Annotated in this window: 10 protein-coding genes; 3 read left to right on the top strand and 7 right to left on the bottom strand. The window is 41.9% G+C overall.

Annotation, left to right across the window (positions count from 1 at the left end):
* Positions 1 to 341: 341 nt before the first annotated feature.
* Together BDR01S_RS25405 and BDR01S_RS16060 are read right to left on the bottom strand one after the other, a co-directional pair.
* Entirely contained in the window at positions 342 to 485 is a 144-nt protein-coding gene (locus BDR01S_RS25405) for a hypothetical protein (protein WP_157406190.1), read from the bottom strand.
* Positions 486 to 660: 175 nt separating this feature from the next.
* On the bottom strand, positions 661 to 1,875 hold the full coding sequence (locus tag BDR01S_RS16060; RefSeq protein WP_235846586.1) for a HupE/UreJ family protein: 1,215 nt from the start codon (positions 1,873 to 1,875) through the stop codon (positions 661 to 663).
* A gap of 246 nt (positions 1,876 to 2,121) precedes the next feature.
* Between BDR01S_RS16060 and BDR01S_RS16065 the strand changes: the two genes are divergently transcribed.
* Complete coding sequence (locus BDR01S_RS16065; RefSeq protein WP_157412937.1) at positions 2,122 to 9,498, top strand: Ig-like domain-containing protein; 7,377 nt, start codon at positions 2,122 to 2,124, stop codon at positions 9,496 to 9,498.
* An 82-nt stretch (positions 9,499 to 9,580) separates the two neighbouring features.
* Here BDR01S_RS16065 and BDR01S_RS16070 read toward each other — a convergent pair whose 3' ends face one another.
* From BDR01S_RS16070 to BDR01S_RS16080, 3 genes are all read right to left on the bottom strand, one after another.
* A complete protein-coding gene (locus tag BDR01S_RS16070; RefSeq protein ID WP_066248532.1) occupies positions 9,581 to 12,577 on the bottom strand; it encodes a DEAD/DEAH box helicase in 2,997 nt (998 codons plus the stop codon).
* A gap of 579 nt (positions 12,578 to 13,156) precedes the next feature.
* Positions 13,157 to 13,450 carry an RNA polymerase alpha subunit C-terminal domain-containing protein gene (locus tag BDR01S_RS16075; RefSeq protein WP_066259513.1) on the bottom strand — a complete coding sequence of 98 codons (294 nt, stop codon included), beginning with the start codon at positions 13,448 to 13,450 and terminating at the stop codon, positions 13,157 to 13,159.
* A 139-nt stretch (positions 13,451 to 13,589) separates the two neighbouring features.
* Complete coding sequence (locus tag BDR01S_RS16080; RefSeq protein ID WP_066259512.1) at positions 13,590 to 15,248, bottom strand: hypothetical protein; 1,659 nt, start codon at positions 15,246 to 15,248, stop codon at positions 13,590 to 13,592.
* A gap of 308 nt (positions 15,249 to 15,556) precedes the next feature.
* Between BDR01S_RS16080 and BDR01S_RS16085 the strand changes: the two genes are divergently transcribed.
* The gene (locus tag BDR01S_RS16085; RefSeq protein ID WP_066248530.1) at positions 15,557 to 17,542 is read left to right on the top strand and encodes a hypothetical protein; all 1,986 of its coding nucleotides are present in this window, start codon (positions 15,557 to 15,559) and stop codon (positions 17,540 to 17,542) included.
* A 188-nt stretch (positions 17,543 to 17,730) separates the two neighbouring features.
* On the opposite strand, the gene BDR01S_RS16090 is transcribed toward BDR01S_RS16085, so the two are convergent.
* Complete coding sequence (locus BDR01S_RS16090) at positions 17,731 to 18,561, bottom strand: DUF4352 domain-containing protein (protein ID WP_066248528.1); 831 nt, start codon at positions 18,559 to 18,561, stop codon at positions 17,731 to 17,733.
* A 524-nt stretch (positions 18,562 to 19,085) separates the two neighbouring features.
* Complete coding sequence (locus tag BDR01S_RS25810; protein WP_169801450.1) at positions 19,086 to 19,223, bottom strand: hypothetical protein; 138 nt, start codon at positions 19,221 to 19,223, stop codon at positions 19,086 to 19,088.
* A 639-nt stretch (positions 19,224 to 19,862) separates the two neighbouring features.
* Between BDR01S_RS25810 and BDR01S_RS16095 the strand changes: the two genes are divergently transcribed.
* Positions 19,863 to 21,143 (top strand): SH3 domain-containing protein, encoded by a 1,281-nt coding sequence (locus BDR01S_RS16095; RefSeq protein ID WP_066248525.1) that lies wholly within the window; start codon positions 19,863 to 19,865, stop codon positions 21,141 to 21,143.
* Positions 21,144 to 21,205: the final 62 nt, after the last annotated feature.

The raw sequence follows: 21,205 nt of genomic DNA on the forward strand, positions 1-21,205 counted from the left end.
CCTCCGCTTATATCCCCCGAAACGGGCTCGATTTTGCATTTAACCGGAAAATCTCCGCTTATTATACTTTTACAGCCTACTCGATTAAGGACAAGATATCTTATTTAAAAAGGAGTGAGTTTTATCTCAAAAATCCAAAGGAGCCGCATTTTGACGCATCACGGGGAGTATTATAAAAAATGGTTTTTGAATTCCTATTAAAAAAACCCGCCAATTACTATGGCGAGTTTTACTCTTTTATATACCAATACGACTGTCATTTCGGCACGTATTTTATGAAAAACACCTCAAAATGGAACCCTTTATTCTTAAGAAGGGGCTTACTTGAATGGTAAAATGGATTAATGAACACGAATAATTTCGTTCAGATATTGATCATGGTGAACTCTGGTATGTTTGGATTCAAGCCGTTCAAATTCCTCTGTTTCATCAAATGACTCGCCAAACCACCAGTTTTTAAGTTCGAATAAAAAGTCTGTAAGCATCTTAATTTCCTCCCTGAATTAGGTAATTAGATTCTTTATATTTTCATTATACATGTGAATTACTTCACATGAAAGCGATTACCTAATAGGCGGAATAGCAAAATTATACAGAAAAATTAATTAAGACTACCCCAAATCCCGCTCGTTCTAGCGGGAAAGGACAGTCTTTTTCTTTTTAAAAAAATAGTCTTTGAATTAACCAAATGGCACCCATCGCAACAATCGCATACGAGCCATAGATGACAATTTTTCGGGAGCTTTTTAATTTGAACATAAATGACAATAATGGAAGCAGTAAAAGGACTAGTGAGAGCTGAACAGCCTCAATCCCTAAATTGAAATTCAGTAAAGCGACAGCCAGATGGCTTTTTGGGATCGACATTTCGCGTAAGATACTAGCAAATCCTAGTCCATGAATTAACCCGAATAGGAAAGTGATCGTCCAACGGTGGCGAATTTCCTTCCTGAAAATATTTTCTGCAGCCACATAACAAATACTAAAGGCAATCACTGCCTCGACAAAACGGGAGGGCAGCGTGATCCAGCCTAATACGGCCAGACTTAGCGTGATACTATGAGCGATCGTAAACGATGTAACAATAGCAGCATATTGCTTAAAGGTTTGCTTGCGAAGTAACAAGGCAAACAGAAATAATAGGTGGTCATAGCCGGTGAGGATATGAAGAGTTCCTAGTTTGAAAAAGGAAAACCACGTAGAAGTCGCTGACTTTTCAACAGGTTTAGCTGCCTTAGCTTGATCTTGCACAGTACCAGTATCAGGCTGAGTGGTTTGACCTTGGCCTTGCTCCTGCTGCACTTCTGTTAATAAAATCGTCCAAGTCCGTTCCTTCCCCTGTATGACTGCCTCACTCGTCTGGCCCATCAAGTCGGCGGAAATGAGGTCAACATAATTGGCCCCGGTATCGTTAAAATAAAAGCCATCATTATAGACGATCGTGTCACCTGGCGAAAAAGCAGGAAATATCAGAGTCGTGGAAACAAATTCTTTGTTCTCCTTTTTCACAAGCTTCATATTCTCGACCTTAGGTGTTACTTCTTTGTTGTTCTTGTCCAACGTCAAACCTTCAGTAATTAATTCCTCTATATGATGCCGATCCTTTTTCAGTTCTGATTTTTCGAGGACCCAGTTTTTATTACTATCAATATCAGGCAATAATTCGATAAGCGATAAAGTATCAAGCGTAAATACCAATTCGGTTTTCTTGTCATCCATCGTTATTTTTGTATAACTCGCGCTATATGCGTGTGCATTGGCAAGCACAGGAAAAGAAATGAATGCAATAAAGAAAATAGCAAGAAAACTACAGAATTGGCGACGTCTATCGAAAAAGCTCCCAATATGTCGGATTGTGGAGAGAGATGAAAACACAGATGAACCTCCTGAATGTTATTTTAAAATAGTTAACTGAATTTACCTAAAACATTAATAATGGTAAAACCTCCTTAATATAATCACATTCTATCAACGGTTGTATACCTTATTAAAAAATATTGTAGTCTATTTAACAATAATTTAATAAATAATTATATATCCATAGTCCTAAAAATTTTGTAGAATAATAGAGTAATTGAAAACATTCAAAAGTGGCAGTTATGTAAGCGCTACTTTCGGTGTTTGAAAAAGCAAATTACGACAAAGGGTGGTAAATGGATGAAAGCTAGACAAAGGAAATATAAGAGCTGGACAAGCACGTTCATGGCAGCACTTCTCTTGATCAGTACCTTTTTGCCAAGTGGTCTAGGAATTAGAGCACATGCAGAACAGGCTGATCATATTGTTATCTCGCAAGTTTATGGTGGGGGAGGAAATGGTGGAGCAGTATTTACCAATGATTTTATTGAATTATATAATCCAACAGATAGTGATGTTTCATTAGATGGATGGTCAGTTCAATGGACTAGTGCTACTGGACCAGTTTGGACAGCTACTCCACTTGCAGGCACAATAAAATCTCATGGATTTTATCTAATTCAAGAAGCAGCAGGCACTTCTGTAAAAGATAAACCACTACCGACACCAGATGCAACTGGTTCATTAGGTATGGGAGCTGGTACAGGAAAGGTTGTTCTTGTTAATAGTACTACTCTCGTAACCGGTCAATATCCTCAAGGGGTTGTAGATTTTGTCGGATACGGTACTGGGACAGTAGGTTTTGAAGGTACTGGACCTACCAAATCTCCAACAGCAAGTCTTAGTGTAATGCGTATACCATATGCAAATACTGCTCCTGCTTCAGGTTTAGGTAATGCTTGGGATACGAATGATAATGCACTAGATTTTGTAACAGTTACTCCTAATCCTAGGAATAGCTCGACACCAGTCGAAGCCCCAATGGTTCCAGTGATTAGCTTGCAACCAAAAGGCAATGTTATTCAATTTTTATTACAAGATACAACAGCAACAGTTAAAGGTGGAGCCCTAGCGGCAGAACCTGGCTCAACTGTTAATGTATATGGAGCTTCAAAAAAGGGAGCAGTACTTGGCACTGCAACAGCAGGGGTTGACGGTTCCTTTGAAATCATCTTTACATCTGAAACAGCACCTGTAGCTGTTTATGTTGCTGCCAAACAAGGCGACTTGGATGAAAGTACAACTATTCAAATTGATAAAGCAATCACATCAACAAGCGTTGCTGTTGATCAATTAAACTACATGGTAACAGGTGGTGTAGGAACATTAATCGGCAATGCCGGTGCAGCTGCAAAGGATTCTATTATCAATGTATATCCGAATGCAACGGCAACTGCAGCTGAACTCCTTACATCAACAACAGCAGGAACAACTGGAGATTTTAACGTTAGAATTAACAGCAATGCTCCTGATAAAGTCTATGTAACACAACAATCAACATCAAATAAAGGGATCATGCTTCCAAGTGCTCCTGTAGCCGTTGAAAAAGCAGTGTTGACTACCATTACACCGCTTAACGAAGTGAAAGCAACGGACTCAAAAGGGATTTTAGCAAACCTAAACGGTTTCTTTACTGTTGAAGGTGTCGTCACGATTCAAAATGGCATTCTTGGTACACAGAAAAACAACTTCTACATCCAAGATGCAACAGGCGGGATCAATGTTTTTGGTAACTTTGATTCTGGACTTACCGTACAACGCGGTGACAAGTTACGAGTTACAGGTAAAGTCATTGTTTATAATGGTATGACTGAGTTCGAACCAACAGCGATTCAACGACTTGACGAAGGTCTTGCCCTTCCAACAGCAAAAGACATTACGATTCTTGATTTAAACACTTTTACAGCAGCTGAACCCCTTGAAGGAAGCCTTGTAAAAGTAACAGGAAAGGTTTCAGCCGTAGTAGCAACAGGAACTAATTACAACGTAACGTTCTTGGATGAAAATAATAAAGCAACTACTTTACGTGTTATGGGGGCAACTGGTATCAAACCTGATACCGACCTAGTAATTGGTAAAAGCTACTCGATTACAGGTATTGTTGGCCAATACACAACTAATGCCACTCACGTTAGTGGATACCAAGTATTCCCACGTGACGTGAAAGATATCGCATCAATCTTAGGAATCACGCACACTCCATTAAAACAAGTATACAAAGATACAAATGTTGAGTTTGTAGCCAATGCTGATGGTGCTGATAGTGTAACAGTTTACTATCGTGCCAAAGGAGCTACTGACTATACTCCATTAATAATGGGGAACGACGATACCGGCCGTTACACTGCAACATTGGATGCAGCGAACGTTCCAGTAAACGGCTTCGACTACTATATTGAAGCAATAGCTGGTATGAAGGTACAATCTGCCGGTACAAGTGAGGCACCAAATTCTGTAGCAGTAATCGAAGATATAACAGGTCCTGCTTTCAGCGGGGAGACACCTCAAAAAGGTGCAAAAGTGGAAACTCCACATCCGGAAATTAGCGTATTAATTAATGATCCAAGTGGAGTGAATGAGTCATCTGTTCAAATGTGGCTTGATGGAACGGAAATAAAAGCTCCGGAAGCGACACTTACAAAAATGCAGGTGAAATATACACCAACTGCGGATCTAACAATTGGGGTCCATACGGTAAAGGTATCTGCAACAGATACAAAAGAAAACACGAATACAAAGGAATGGACGTTTGAAATCGTTCCACGTTTCGCTGGCGGAAACCACTACCGTGGGACAACACACAACCATACCAACATTTCACATGATGGTGCCGGTTCACCAGAAGCAGCATTACAAGCGGGTCAAAAATACAATTACGATTGGTTTGCCTTCTCTGACCACTCACATGATATCGATCCTGAAAAATTAGGAACCGATACAGTCAACCGTCCCTCTAAAGATGGCAAAACTGTCATGCAGGAGCGTTCAGGTGGTACACAGTGGCAAACGACGAAAGACCTTGCTAAACAATATACAAAGAACGGTGAATATGTAGTATTCCCAGCATTTGAAATGACCTCAACTACATGGGGCCACTCAAATATCTTTGGAACAGATAATTTCATCGACCGTAACATTAACGGAAAGCAATACCAAGACTTAAACCAATATTATGCATGGGTATTAACGTATGACAATATCGTGGGTCAATTTAACCACCCGGATATGTCAGCAAATGCCTTTAACAACTTTAAGCCGTACAATAGCGATGTCGATAAATTATTTACCATGCTTGAAGTAGGTAATGGTTCTGGTCACTACGGCTATGCCAATGCCGAAACGAAATATTTCTCAACACTAGATTTAGGCTGGCACCTTGCTCCTACGTATGGTGAAGATAACCACGAAGGAACATGGGGTCAAATCAATGCCCGTACAGTTATCGTTGCAGACGATCTTTCACAAGATTCCTTAATGAACTCGATGCGTAATATGCGCGTCTACATGGAAGAAGATCCGAACTTCACATTAGATGTTTCTGCTAATGGCTATTATATGGGTTCAACAGTTGATAGTAAGAAACTAAGCTTTGATATTAAAGGCAGTGACTTAGTTGCGGAAGCAAAAAATAGCACAGACTATAATTATCTTCCAGCCTCTTATAAGTCAGATGATAGAATTGCTAAAGTTGAATTAATTTCAAATGGTAACAAAGTAGTTGATTCGATTACACCAATGGAAAAAGATTTCACATGGAAACCAAATTATACGGTAACAAGCGGCCAGCAATGGTTTGTTGTAAAAGTTACCCAAATGGATGGCGAACGTATTTACTCTTCTCCAATCTGGTCAAAAGAAGAATCAGTGGATGTAAAAGTAAACGGAATTGATATTGATGGCGGAGTGATCGTTGGCGGCAACCCTGCGACATTAAAAGCAGCAGTTGCAAACAATGGTACTGAAACTATTAAAAATCTAAAAGTAGATTTCTATTATGATGAAGTAAAATCTGATAATTTAATCGGTACAAATAATATTTCATCTATTCTATCTAAAGCTTCTGCAACAGCAACAGCTACATGGACAAGCCCAATCAAAGGCGACCATAAGATCATTGCTGTGGTTACATCTTTAGACGGACTTGATCTTGGTGATGTTCAATACACATTACCTGTAAAAATCAAAGAGCCGCTTGGCATTAAAGTATTAATTGATGCGAACCATGCCAACGAAAATACAAGTGGTGACAGCGGAACGTACAAGGATAACTTAAAAGCCTTTACACTTATGCTTCAAAAAGAAGGCTACACGGTGGCTGAAAACAAAACAGCCTTAACAGACGACGTGTTAAGCACAGCAAAAGTATTAGTGCTTACACATGGAAAAGCTTTAACAGCGGATGAAAAAACAGCTGTTGGCAAGTTTGTGAAAAATGGTGGTTCCTTATTAATGGCTGGTAAGAGCAATAACAGCACAGACCCTACTATTAATAACGGAGTACTCAGCGAAATGGGTTCAAGCATTCGTATGGGTAATGATGGAGTATTTGACGATAGCAAGAGCGGAAACTTCTGGAGTGATCCAGCCATTAGCCCATTTGCAGTCAGAGTACATCCAAAATTAGTAGCCAACCATATCACCGACCGCGTTTCGTTTGTTGATTATTACAGCGGAACAAGTCTTTCTGGTGTGGATAATCAGGCACTAACAGAAACGGGTAAAGTAACGATCCTTGCAAAAGGAAATGAAACAACCTACCAAGGAAAAGTATTAGGCGGATACAGCTACGATGTAGTGTCCGATGCAACTGGCGGTTCAGCGATTCCGTTAATCGCATCAGAAGAAATCGGTGACAATGGCCGTGTGGTTGTTTCAGGGATGAACATCTTTAATGACAAACAGATGGATGAATCTTTTGAACCAAAAGGCAATGATGAATTAATCTTTAACGCAGTCAACTGGTTAGCACATCGTGAAATGAAAGTAGCAACCATTGCCGATGTTCGTAAACTAGCCGAAGATACAGATGTAGTCGTTGAAGGAACCGTTACAACCGGATCAGGCGTCTTCTTCGATGCATTCAACTTGCAAGATGAGACTGGTGGAATCATGGCATTCCAAGAGGTTCCAGATGGTGCCTTAAAACCAGGTGACAAAGTCCGTGTCTATGGACACATGAAGACTTTTGATAACAACAAAGAGTTAGAGTTTACTAGCTTTGCAAAAGATGTTATTAAAATTGGATCAGGCGCACCTGTTGAACCGAAACTAGTAGCCACTGGGGAAGCAACATCTGCGGCCAACCAAGGATTCCTAGTGAAAGTTAAAGGTCAAGTCGTATCCAAGTTTGACGAAAACTCTTATGTCATCAACGATGGTTCTGGTGATGTGTTAGTGTTCACCGATGGATACATTGTCAACCAAAGCAATGTCCAAGTACCAGCTCTTAAAATAGGTGACACCTTAGAAGCCGTCGGTTTATCTGGTGCGTTTGCACAAGGTACGCGGATTCGTGTAAGAGATACAAGAGAATTAGTTGGAACGATTGCTCCTGATACGACAGCTCCTGTTGTCACAGGTGTAGAAAATAATGGTCTTTACAATACCAATGTGAAAGTATCATTTAATGAAGGAACAGCAACATTAAACAATGAAGCTTTCGCAAATGAAACAGTGGTTTCTGCTGAAGGAATTTACACATTAGTGGTAACAGACGAAGCAGGCAACAAAACTACAGTTACATTCACGATTGATAAAACAGCACCAGTCGTAAGCGGTGTGAAGGATGGAATTTACAATCAAGATGTAACGATCACGTTTGATGATGGTAAGGCAACATTAAATGGTAATGATTTTATTAGCGGAACTACGGTATCTGCTGATGGAGCATACACCTTTGTCGCATCAGACGAAGCAGGCAACAAAACTACAGTTACATTCACGATTGATAAGACTGCTCCAGTCGTAACAGGCGTTGAGGACAATGGTCTTTATAATCGCGAGGTAACAGTATCCTTCAATGAAGGAACAGCTACAATTAACGGCAAGGAAATGACAAGTGGAACAGTGGTTTGGGAAGAAGGAACTTACACATTAGTCATTACCGATGCAGCAGGCAACAAAACAACCATCGAGTTCACAATTGATACAACAGCTCCAGTCGTAACTGGTGTTGAGGATGGTATCTATAATCAAGAGGTAACAATCACGTTTGAAGATGGTACGGCAACATTAGATGGTAAAGATTTTACAAGCGGAACTAAGGTATCTGCTGAGGGAACTTATACGTTAGTGGTAGTCGATAAAGCAGGAAATCCAACGACAATTCATTTTGTCATTGATAAAACCGCTCCATCGATCATTGGTGCAGCAGACGGTAATGCTTACAATACAAATGTATCGATTACGTTTGAAGAAGGAACCGCAACATTAAACAAAGTAGCCTACGCAAGTGGAGATGAAATTTCTGCTGAAGGAGCTTACACATTAGTTGTCACTGATAAGGCAGGCAACAAAACAACAGTTTCATTTACGATTGATAAGACTGCTCCAGTCGTAACAGGAGTAGACAGCAATGGTCTTTACAATCACAATGTAACTATTTCCTTTAACGAAGGAACGGCTATATTGAACGACAAGGAAATATCAAAGGATGAAGTTGTTTCTGCTGAAGGAACTTACACATTAGTAGTAACAGACGAAGCAGGCAACAAAACAACAGTTACATTTACGATTGATAAAACTGCACCAGCAGTTAGCGGAGTTACCAATAATGCTATTTACACCAAAGATGTAACCATCTCCTTTACTGAAGGAACAGCTACATTAGATGGTAATCCAGTAGTTAAAAAACCAGTTGTTGTCACAACTGAAGGAAAACACACATTTGTGTTAACAGATGATGCAGGCAACAAAACAACGGTTTCGTTTACCATTGATAAAACAGCTCCAGTCGTAACTGGTGTGACTAACAATGGTCTCTACAATAAAGATGTCACCATTTCCTTTAACGAAGGAACAGCGAAGTTAAATGGCACAACAATCACAAACAAAGCTCTCGTTAAAGCACAAGGAAGCTACACATTAGAAGTAATTAATGCAGCAGGACTGAAAACAATCATCAAGTTTACGATTGATAAAACAGCTCCAACTGTAACAAAAATCTATGAAGTTTCTGATAAAGCAGTAAAAGTAACAGGAAAAACAGAAGCATATGCTACCGTTAAGCTTTACATTGCAGGGAAATATCAACGCAGTGTGACGGCTGACAAAAATGGCAACTTTAGCTTCTCGATTTCTAAACAAAAAGCGGGAACAGAAATTAAAGTTTACGCAATCGACAAAGCCGGAAATGTTAGCAAAGCGGTTTCTGTGAAAGTAGTAGACAAAACCGCACCTGCAACACCTAGCGTGAACAAAGTAACGGTGAAATCTACAAGCGTAACAGGAAGAGCAGAAGCTGGCTCAAAGGTAACAGTAAAAGTTGGAAGTAAAGTACTCGGAACTGCAACTACTGATAAATACGGTAAGTTCTCGGTGAAAATTTCTAAACAATTAGCTGGTAAAGTTCTCTCTGTAACAGCTAAAGACAAAGCTGGTAATACAAGCGCAGCGAAGAAAACTACAGTTAAGAAAAAATAATTACAAGTAGACCCTCGAATTTTTTCGAGGGTCTTTTCATACGTTATTAAAATTGTTTTTGGAGGTTGACCTAGAGCCAACCTCATTTTCCTAGATACACTAAATCCTTCAGTTCATCCGTCGACAACTCGGTGATCCAGTTCTCGCTTTGGATAATCTGGTCGTTCAAGAATTGCTTCTTCTCCAGCATCGCGTCGATTTTTTCCTCAAGCGTCCCCGTGCAAATCATCTTGTGGACATGGACGAAGCGCGATTGGCCGATCCGGTAGGCACGGTCCGTAGCCTGGTTCTCAACGGCCGGATTCCACCAGCGGTCGTAGTGGATGACGTGGTTAGCGGCCGTCAGATTCAGCCCCGTTCCGCCCGCTTTCAAGGACAGTAAGAACACTGGGAACTCCTGATTCTGGAATCGCTCAATCATCTCATCACGCTTCACTTTCGGAACACTTCCATTCAAGAATGGCACCTCAATGCCAAATTTCTTCTTCAGGGTGCTTTTGATCATTTCGCCCATTTCGATATATTGGGTGAAAATCAAACAGCTTTCGCCCTGTTCCAAAACCGCGTCGATCAATTCGACCAGTTTCTCCAACTTATTTGAACGTTCAAGCAACTGGCGACTGGCTGATTTTTCCTTCAGATAAAGAGCCGGGTGGTTGCACAACTGCTTCAAACGGCTAAGCAATTGCAAAATTAGCCCCTTACGCTCAAAGCCGGAAAGTTTTTCAATTTCTGCAAATGTATCATGGATGAGCTGCTCATACAATGAGGCCTGTTCAGCGGTGAGCGGGCAATATTCCTTTTGCTCAAGCTTATCAGGGAGGTTGAGGGCAACCTCTTCATCCTTTTTCGTGCGGCGCAGTAGAAACGGGCGGATTAACGATTGAAGCTGCTGCACCTTGTCTTTCTTCTCATCTTTTTCAATCGGAATCACGAACTTTTTCTGGAATTGTCCCAAGCTGCCGAGATAGCCATGATTGGTAAAATCAAAAATCGACCACAGCTCCGATAAGCGGTTTTCCATCGGCGTTCCCGTCAGAGCGATGTGATGTCGGCCGCGCAGTTTTCTAACCGCCTTCGATTGCTTCGTTTGCGCATTCTTAATATTCTGCGCCTCATCAATCGCGATCGAGCTCCATATCAGCGACTCAAACTCCGCAAGGTCAATGTGGCTGAGCCCGTACGAAGTCAAAACAATATCCGCATCCTTGGCCATGGAGGCAAAAGCTTCCTCTTTCAGGCGATTCGAGCCATAATGCAAATACACCTTCAGCTCCGGTGCAAAACGCTCCAGCTCCTTCTGCCAGTTTCCAAGCACTGAAGTCGGGCAAATAATCAGCGCCGCCTTCGTCGGAACCTTTCCGGCAGGGTTGGCGTCCTCATCCTTTTTGGAGCGCTTTTTCGTTACAATTTCGGTGTCAGGCACCACAGGTTTCATGTCAGCACTTTTGGTGTCAGGCACCACAGTCAATTCATCGCCGACGACTTCTTTCACTTTCAATAGATAGGAGATTAGCTGGACGGTTTTCCCGAGACCCATGTCATCGGCGAGGCAGGCGCCAAATCCGTATTGGCGCAAGAACCAGAGCCAACTCATCCCAAGCTGCTGGTAAGGGCGAAGCTCACCTTGCAGTCCTTGCGGCACGTCCTCGAGCGGAATTTCGTGCACTTCCGACAGCTGCTTGATCATTTGCTTCCATTGCCGGTTCAACTCAATTTGAATTTTCGCAAATGCCATCGGATTTTCCAGCTCATCCTCAGTCGCATCCTCCTCAATTAACTCCTGCTCGAGCAAATCGCGGACGTGCAAGCCTTCTTTTTCTGCACGTTTCATCATATCTTGAATCTGTCGAATAAACTGCGGATCCAGCTTCACCCAGCGGCCGCGAATGAACACAAGCCGTCTTTTTTCCTCAACAAGTTTCCCAAATTCATCTTCGGAAAAGTCGACACCATTCATCGAAAAGCGCCAGTTAAAGTCAAGCATCGCCTGGAGCCCGACGAAGGATGGGCGATGACTCGAAGTGCCCTTCAGCGACGCCTTCACCTTCAAATTGGCATTTTTCATCGCCTGCCACCAAGAAGGAAGGAGGATTTCAACATCTAAGGCAACCAAGGTTTCACTCGCCTCTGTCAAAAACATCCACGCTTCTTCCTCACTAAGATGCGTCTTGAAGGAACCCTCCTCGCCCAACCACGGAATCAATCGTACCCAGCGCTCGCGCTCACGGTCGGCTTTTTCCAAAAAGGGACGCCACTTCGCCGGTATCTTGGCGGAGCCATCCACATCATGAACCTCATCGACATTTTTCTTTCCTCGTAAAAATAAATCCAAGCTCCACGCGCCTTCGCCATCAAGCGGCTCATCGAGACGGAGCCCGATCGTAAATGGCGTGTCACTTTCTTTAATCCCGACCCATTCCAGCCAGCTTTCCTCATCAAAATAGCGTGCGAGTTCGCCGCCCGAAATATTTTGTTTGCGGAGTAAATCGAGCTTCGGCCCGAACAGCTCCTTCATCGCTGCATTCCGCGTGAGGTAGCCATCGAGGGCCTCGTTGTAGAGGTCGGAGATATAAGTCTTGGTCGTCCCTAGGTTTTGGTCTCCGAGCTCGTCATTTGGGGCTTCGCGGGGTTCTTCGGAGTCCTCAATCTGTTGTTCCCAAAACGAGGGGTCAAACTCTTCCTTCACGCGCTCTGGAAGCTTCCAACGGAAATCACCATGCTCCCAAACTGAAAAGTCAGGCAGCCAATCTTTTTCTAAAATACCTTCAAAAAGTGAATGGGCGGCCGCTAGGCAAATCTCAGATTGCTCATTCCAATCCCATTCGATATAGCGGTTAAACGACTCCTTGGCAAAAAGCGAAACGAGATGCCAGCCGCTCAGCACCACACCTTCCACGCCGTTTGCGGTCTCCGTTTCAAGGAGCGTGCCAAAGAAGCTTTCTTCATGACTGCTGAAAACGAGATTCTTCCACTGAAACGGGTTCATCGTCCGTCCTTTTTCATCCTCAGCCGTAAGAAGGAAGCGGCCGTCCCCTAATTTAGTTGTCATCAACTTCATAAACCTTGTTTTAAGCATCGATACAAAAACTCCTTTGCTGGGGAGAGAACACAATAGGCTAAAAACTAGCTGGTAATTTCCAATAAATGTCTAATTGTACAAAACCCCTTTAAAAATGAACAAAAGTCCCCTAAAATTGCACAAAACCTTATAAAAAATGAACAAAACTGTTCCATAAATGTCCACGACCGGTGCCTGACACCATAAATAACGCCATAGAGAAACCATCATGACACTATGAATATCACCAAAATGGCATATAAATGATAAAATAATTGCCTCCATAAAAATCCATATCCTCTATTATACCCAAAAATTTGCGGTTAGAGGAGGGCGATGCCTGAATTATCCCGAAACCAGAATGATTGATAGTAAAAAGGGAAACATTTAAGTGATTCCGGGACCAACCCAAAGTCTTTTTCTATCATAATAGTCAAACTGACACTCAAGTTGATAATGTACCAACAATCAAACAAAAAAGCCCTCTGAAATCCAGACGAGCTTAATTTAAGATAAATAACATAGGAATCATTTTCATTAACAGCCCCGGTTAAATACGGTGCTTATTTTCTTTCCCCTGGTCTAGGCAAAAGGTATCTATGGTCTAAATGATAACCCATCTTCCTCCAAAGCCTTCCGAAGTTTGGGCAAAGAACCAGGGCCCATCCCGTGAAATTGCAAAATCTCTTTCTCGGAATAATTGGATAGCTGTTGCAAAGTGGTTACCCCATTGTTTTCCAATGCCCGTCTCGCTGGGGCTGAGAGTACGGATAGAAATCCATGCTCAGGCTTGCGTTCTTGTTCACAAGTGGGACAGGTTGGGCAGTCGCTGCTTTTATAATATGTGTGTCCATTGTTGCAAGTCCTTAACTTTTTTTCAGAAGTAGTCATTGAAAAAACCTCCTTTTGTAATGAAATTATCTGTGGAGCCTTCACAAATTGCAATAGTAAAGAAAAAGCGCTGCCCGTAAGAATTGATGCAAAAAAACAAAAATAAAAGGTGCCTAAACCACCAGCACCTTCAAAGCCATCAACCCTCAATCAACTTACTCCGCTTGCACTCCTCATGAAACGCCCGCAGCCGCTTCGTCCGCTCCATCAACGTGTCCAAGAAATACTCCCAATCGTCAACCCGTTTCAGCTTCTTATACAGCGTCCGTAGTTTCTTCAAATGGCGCACCGCCAACCGGTAGCTCGCTCGGTTCTTTTGATCAATTTCCTTCTGCGCCGTCTGATGCAGCATCCCGAGCAGCACCTCAGGCTGCTCCTTCTCAATCAGCTTCAACCGGTCCTTCGGCAGCTCATAATAATCCAAGCCGACAAACGCCTGGAGCTCGCCCCAGCGGTCATACTGCTTCCGCTCAAACAACACATACTCGTAATCGCTAAAGCTATAAGGCAGCATCGAAAGCATCGCCCGCTCATACAAATCGACCCTGTCACTCTCCGTACAATAAGGTGCCACCGTCCGCAGCGCATTCCGCACAAACGTCGCACAGCTATGATAACCGCCGAGCCACTCCAAATACCCCTTCACTTTTTGCAAAAACAACTCAACGACCGGGCCGACGCGCTTCCACGCCTTCAGTCCCGACAAATACTCAATCCAATACACCAAATAGGGCGCAATCTCCTCATCATTAAACGGACCCGTCAGCTTCAACGCCGCCTCATCATCCCCAAGCAAGAAATTCAAATGAATCCCAGCCAAGAGCAGCGGCGCAGGGCTCTCCCAATCCTGCAGCGACTTCAGCCGCGTCTGAATCTTCACCAGTTCTTCCTCACGCCACGCCTTCTTTTTGAAAAAATGAATCCACAACAGCCGGTACAAGAAAATCCGCTCATACGCTAGCCCCTGCGTACACGTCAGCAGCTCAAACGTATCCTCGCGCAATTTTTCGACAAATTCATCAAAATCAAACGGCAGCGACTGCACGCCAATTTTCAGCGAGAGCTCCTCGGCATCATCCATTAAGTTATGGAACAAATGCAAATAAGCCCGCTTCACCATATCCTCCTCATGGCCGAGGTCATCACTCAGCCGCGCCAGCTTCCGGAATGACACGACAATCCCAACCAGTTCATACAGCAAGCGCCACTCCTGCTCGACCGGCGCGCTCGCATGAATCCGGCGTTCATAAATCCCGAACAGCTCTGGAATCACATACGGACTCGTGTACTTCTTCGTCGCCAAGAGCGTATCAAAGCTCACCTCAAATGAATGAACCCAGCGGCCATAATCCGGCTTCGACACCCCATTCTCCTTAATCAAATCCTTCGCCGTCTGCAGCCCCCAACCAGAAATCGACTTCGACTCTCGCATCGGCTCCCGCCAATCCGTCACCCAATCAGCCACACTGCGGACCCGAGCATACGCACCAAAAAACACCGCCATCTGATGACGGCAAAATCCCTCCGTCGGGCACGAACACTCACTCTGCGACAAAAACTCAAAATTCAACTTCACATAACACGGAGTCACATCCTGGACCGTCGCCGTAATTTGCTCATTCCATATCTGTATCTGCTTCACCAGCCCTTGCCGGTACAACATCAAACCCTTCTGAACCAGCCGTGCATTCTCCGTCACCGTCGGGTGCAGCAGCTCCCGCACCTGATCCCCAAAAAGCTCAATCCGTTCACTCGCAGGCGTCAACTCCAAAGCCACAACCCCCTCAAAAAAATCCATATCCTCTATTATACCCAAAAACCCTTCATTAGAGGAAGGTAAGCCTACAACCAAAGCACTTTTTTGAAAAATGAACCTGATTTGGTCCTCGCAACCAAACCAACGTAAGGAAATATCGAGTATACCCTAAATAGTTTGCTCTTCATCAAACCAAGACACCAGAAAAGATTTTTTTATATCATTTTAATGATACAAACCTAAAGAACCTCCGAAGGAGCAGACAAAGAGGAAGTACAGGGAAAATAGATTGTTAACTAAATATCAAACTATTATAATGAAATAGAAAAAATAGACAGGGTGGGGAAAATATGGGAGTAATAAAGAAAACAAGTAAAATACTATTACTTTGTTCAGTGGCAATATTATTTGCTATTTTACTAGTGCCAAAAGAGTATAGCGCAGAAGGAACAATAACGTATTTAGATGAAATGGAACCTATAGAAAAGGGTGGCAACTTTTTCAAGAATCAGTGGTATTACCAATGGAAGTATCAAGCATTCGAAGATCTTGATGGCAATATAATAGATAGGGGAATTTCCTTTTATACCAGCTCCAGCTACGCCGCCCCCTTTGCTGTTTATAACATTAAAGGGATGAATTATTCCAGCTTCGAGACACAAGTATCCATTGATAAAAAATGGATAGAAGGGGACCTTGGAAAAACAGCAGTCGCCATTTTTGCCGATGACCACCTGCTCTTGGAACGACAAGTGTCCTTAAAGAGTGGAGTAATGAATATACATCTCAACCTGCCAGAGGGTGCTAGTAAGCTAAAAATTGTTGTTCGACAATTTATAGGGGCAAAGGGAGTATACGGAATTATTTTTGGTAACGCCCGCCTATCAACAGGAGCCTCGCAGACAATCTTAGATGATGAAATGAGCTTAAACACGCTGGGTGCTTTTCAATCCACAGCCTATATTAATAAGGACCATTGGGATTCACAACCATTTCAAGACAAAAATGAAAATATAGTTACTACAGGAATTGGCCTTTATGGGGACAATTCTGCCACCGCACAGTATCAAATAGATCAGTTTGCCTATAACGTCTTCGAAACCAAGCTTTCACTCGATCCCAATTGGACAAAGGGTGACTATGGAAAAACGGCGGTAGGCATCTACGCAGATGACTATAAACTCTATGAAAAGCAACTGACAAAAGATACACCAATCCAATCACTTAAATTAAGAATTCCAAAAGGGTCTAAAACACTTTTTTTAGTTACCAAAAGTATCTCAGGAGCACAAGGTACGCATCGGGTTATTTTTATCAATCCTGTACTGAAAAAAACAAAGGATGCACCATTTGTCGTTACAAGGAACAGTAGCGTGACAACCGTTGGCGCATATGAAACCAGTGGGTACTACGGGCAAAATCTTTGGTCATATTGGTTGGCGACTAAACCGACATTTCAATACATAAATGGTGATTTAGTAACCTCTGGCGTGGGATTCAATGGAGATGGATCTTATGCTGCCTATAATATTTCTGAAATGAACTTTAATACCTTCACAGCTAACCTATCTCTGGATTCCAAATGGGTGACAGGTGATTACGGAAAATCAGCCATTTTCTTTTACGCTAACAACAAGCTAATCTATTCTCAGGCGGTCACTAAAGGAACGGGAGTGAAGCCATTATTCCTACGTTTGCCAAGTAATACGACTAGTTTTAAAGTGCTCATCAAACAAACAAAGGGTGCGTTAGGAACTCACGGTGTCGTCTTAGGCAATGCGCAATTTAAATATTATTCATACACACCAAATTTAAAAACAACTCAATTAAAAGCCATCAACAACACGGGTAAAAAAGACGTTGTTACCATTTCGAAGGTCTTAAGAGGGGACATCATCAAAATTTATAATAGTTCAGGAAAATTATTAGCGTCTCCAAAAGCGACGGGTTCAACAGTAACAGTTTATCTGCCGCAAATCGGCCCGAAAAGCGGCCAGCTCTATATTGCTGCCAAACGAGGCACGTATTTGGACAGCGCAAAAACAGCCGTAAGCTTTGGCGGCGAAAAAACACCAACATCCAAGCTGAAAAAGGTAATCATCAAAAACAACAAGAAAAAGTCCGATACCATCACTGTGAGCGGCTTGCAAAAATACGATACGGTTTATGTCTATAACACAAGAGGTACAAGCATTGTCACCAAACAAGCCAGCGCCTCAACTACAACGATCTATGTCAAACAACTAGGCACGAAAAAGAGTTACGTCTATCTAGCAGTAAGAGGCCTAGGAATGACAATAAGTTCCAAAGTTAAAGTCAGTTTTAAAAGCGAGTAATAGTAAGACTCAAAACTAAAATGCCAACCCCCATGGGGTTGGCTTAATTTTCGTTTTCACTATGAAAAATAGTACTTTAAAATAGACCACCCTCAATAATTTGGGAGAGGGTTCATTAGGGCAAATAAGGAATCCTTCAATGCCGCTTAATAGGATGTGTTCTTTGTTAAACTACTCATAAATCAAAACTATTTCAATTTAATAGTTTTATACTTGCCGCCGGACCAGCCAACACCTGATGACACCTCAAGACTGTAACTCTTTACATCTGTCGGCAGTTCAAATACGATCTTCCCTTTTCTACTTAGCCCTGGATTGACGTCCTCTAAGAATAGGTTACTATCACCGAGCAGCATCATAATATCGCCATCAACCATCGGCTCATACTCCCTATCCTTGCTATCCTTAATTAGAAACAAGCTGCTGTCAACCATACGAGCCTCTTTATCCAAATTCATAACTGTAAAATCAATGATAGCAAATTTACCTTGTGTTTCTTTATTTTTTATAAACTGATTATCACTTTTGATCACACGATCTTCCTTAATAGAAGTGATCACATACTCAAAATCGCCGACCTTAAACTTGTTGCCAACTTTATAGGTGGCTTTTTTGGCTGCATCAGCTTTCTTTTTTTCTTCGGCTTTCTTGGTAGCGGCATCTGCTTTAGCTTTTTCTTCGGCCTTCTTCTTGGAGTCGGCATCCGCTTTAGCTTTTTCTTCAGCCTTTTTCTTCACTTCAGCATCGGGCTTTGCTTCGGCTTCCTTATCCTTGTCGACTTGTTTGTCTTCACTTGAAGAACTGCTGGCCACTTGCGAATCTACTTTTTTCGAAGCGGTTTGATCTTCGGGACTAACAATGATTGAAATAATTGCTAAAACGACCGTCAATAAGAACGAGATTCCCGTCCATTTAAACCTTTTTTTAGCCGTCCCATTCCGTTTGATTAAACCAACAAACGCCAAAATTAATAGGACAAATGTAACTAATGATAGAATTGCACCGATATTGTCTAACAAAAAAACTCCCCCTATTTTCTTTATATATGGAAAATTATATCATAAAAACATAATAATGGTATATTCTAATTAAATTGACCTATTCCTAATGGTCTATAAGGTGGGTTGTCTTTTTAATCGAAGGGGAAATAAATAGAGTTTGATGGCTTGTACAAGGCTTCTTTATTCAAAGAGCAATCCGATCCGCTGAAGACCAGTCACATTAAGGTCACCAATAATAAAGGAAAAAGCGACATCATCAAGGTCACTGGACTGCAAAAATCTCAAAAAAAGTAACCCAATCCAGGTTCGAACACCTGGATTTTTAGGTGGTTTGAGGTTGAATGAAGGGAGTGGATAGTAAATATCAATCTTGGGCAGTAAATCCGCACATCCTAGGGGATTCTTCCCTTTAAAACGACCGAAATCCAGGCCAGATCCATCTTAAAATAGGTATCTAAAAGGGTTTGGCGGAAAACGCCACCAAATCGGCGGAATCCACCCCCAATCCAGTGAAATAAAAAAAAGAGCCACCCCTCACGAAATTACGGGGTTGGCTCGATCTTCACATCTTCATTTTTCGACAAACTAGAAATATACTCAAATAAACTTGTAAGATAGCTATTAAGCTCAAAACCTTCGTCACTCGCAAACTCCGACAATAATAACTGACCATCTTTCATCCAGATAACCCCCTCGAATAAGGTACGACTATCCTCATTATCGCCAAACTACCATTCTCTTATACATCCAATCTCAAAAAGATGACCTAATCCAGGCCGGATGCCTGGATTTTTAGAGTGTGACGTTGCATAGGGGGGAGTGAACATATAAATCAAAATTTGGCCAGAAAATCCGCACGCCCTAGGTGATCCTCCCTTTCAAAACTCCCGAAATCTAGGCACAATCCACCTTAAAATAGGTATCTAAAAGGGGGTTGGCGGAAAAGTCGTTGAAGTTGGCGGAATTCCTCCGCAGTTTGGCGGAATCAATCCGGGAATCGGCGGAATCCCACCGCAGTTTGGCGGAAATCGCCACGAAATCGGCGGAATTCCCAATCCGTAAATAGGGAAATACCTTTGAAAAATTTGCCATGGTAATTTAGTCAGTCTCTAGTATTTTCGTATATTTCAAAAAAATAATGAAAATTGGGACAGAAAATGATGGAAAATGTCGAACAATACATAGGGGAGGTAATTGGTCGTGGGTCGCATTTAGTATGAACCATGATCGTCTACCTTAATAAAAATACATAATCGTCCATTTTTCTTAAATGAAAACAAATGAATGTCCCTAAACATGAAATAGGAGAACAAGTTATTATGACGAAAGCATTATTTGAAAATGGTGAATTAACACGAATCAGAAAAGAAACCCACGGAAAAAGCAAGCAAAACAAAACAGTACCAGATTTCACCACAAGGATGGAAAAACGCGAATATTATCATGGCGTCAATTATTTTGATATTCGAAATGTATTAGATGTCAAAGGATTCCTAAAAGATATTCATGCCAATTGGAGTACATATGTGTCACAGGTTAACCAATGGATACAAACTAGCCCAGTAAAAAAACTTGTCGTGACGGGCATTTTTACCGTAGTCCTTAGCTTTTTTGCAAGCACATCCAATGCTGCATTTATTCAGGAATATACATATCAGGTAAAAAGCGGCGAAAAAATTGAAAATATCGCCGCAGCACATGGAGTAACAGTAGAAGAAATAGTAGAGGCCAATGGGCTAACTTCGATTAACGGTAAAAAAATTCTTTTACCAAAAGTACATAACAGAACAGTTACCGCCACCACACTTAATGTTCGCTCAAGCCCGACGACAAAAAGCAGTATCATTGGAACCTATAAACAAGGGGAGGTTGTGAAAGTTTCATTCGTAGAAAACGGCTGGGCTGCCATTCTGATTAAAGGAAGAGTTTGTTTTGTGAGTGCCAATTATCTTACCACACAAGAAGAAACGACGAAACCAGCGATCACTCAAGCCAAACCTATGTATGTAACGGCCACTTCATTGAGAGTGAGAGAAGCTGCCAATACGAGTAGTGCTGTAATAGGTACGCTACTATTAAACGATCTTGTTTCTGTCAAATCATCTATAAATGGTTGGGCTCAGATTAATTTCAAAGGCAAAGCAGCGTATGTGAGTGAAACCTATTTAACTACTAACCTACCAGCAGCAACAAAACCAAAACCAAGTACATCAGTGTATGTGATTAAGCCCGGTGACAATTTTACAAAAATCAGTAAAGCCCTAAATATCTCTGTCGCATCGATTCAAGAACTAAATCCAACCGTAGACTCAGCAAAGTTGAAAATTGGCCAAGCAATCAAAATCCCTGCCAAAACTGGAACTGCTACTGCTACTGCAACTGCAACTGCAACTGCTACGAATCAAATAAAGGTTGCAGCAAATATAGGAAGGGTGGACCCCCAAGGAACTTTTCGGTTTATCACATCTAATGGGATCACGTATACTGCCAAAGCATCAGGCAGTTTGTTAAATGAATTATTCAAACATCAAGGGGAAAAAGTAACCCTCACACTTGAAGGCAAAAGAGGTCAACAAATGACTTTACTTTCTTTAAAATAAATCGTACAAAAAAATTAGCCTCAGGTTTGAGGCTAATTTTTTTTGAGCTAAGAATAAGTTAG

Source organism: Neobacillus drentensis NBRC 102427 (assembly GCF_001591445.1).
Lineage (GTDB): Bacteria > Bacillota > Bacilli > Bacillales > Cytobacillaceae > Neobacillus > Neobacillus drentensis.

Bases quoted from the DNA above. Each gene is read 5' to 3' on its own strand.
- BDR01S_RS25405 (WP_157406190.1), bottom strand. From the start codon at position 485: ATGCTTACAGACTTTTTATTCGAACTTAAAAACTGGTGGTTTGGCGAG.
- BDR01S_RS16070 (WP_066248532.1), bottom strand. From the start codon at position 12,577: ATGCTTAAAACAAGGTTTATGAAGTTGATGACAACTAAATTAGGGGAC.
- BDR01S_RS16075 (WP_066259513.1), bottom strand. From the start codon at position 13,450: ATGACTACTTCTGAAAAAAAGTTAAGGACTTGCAACAATGGACACACA.
- BDR01S_RS16080 (WP_066259512.1), bottom strand. From the start codon at position 15,248: ATGGATTTTTTTGAGGGGGTTGTGGCTTTGGAGTTGACGCCTGCGAGT.
- BDR01S_RS16085 (WP_066248530.1), top strand. From the start codon at position 15,557: ATGGGAGTAATAAAGAAAACAAGTAAAATACTATTACTTTGTTCAGTG.
- BDR01S_RS25810 (WP_169801450.1), bottom strand. From the start codon at position 19,223: ATGAAAGATGGTCAGTTATTATTGTCGGAGTTTGCGAGTGACGAAGGT.
- BDR01S_RS16095 (WP_066248525.1), top strand. From the start codon at position 19,863: ATGACGAAAGCATTATTTGAAAATGGTGAATTAACACGAATCAGAAAA.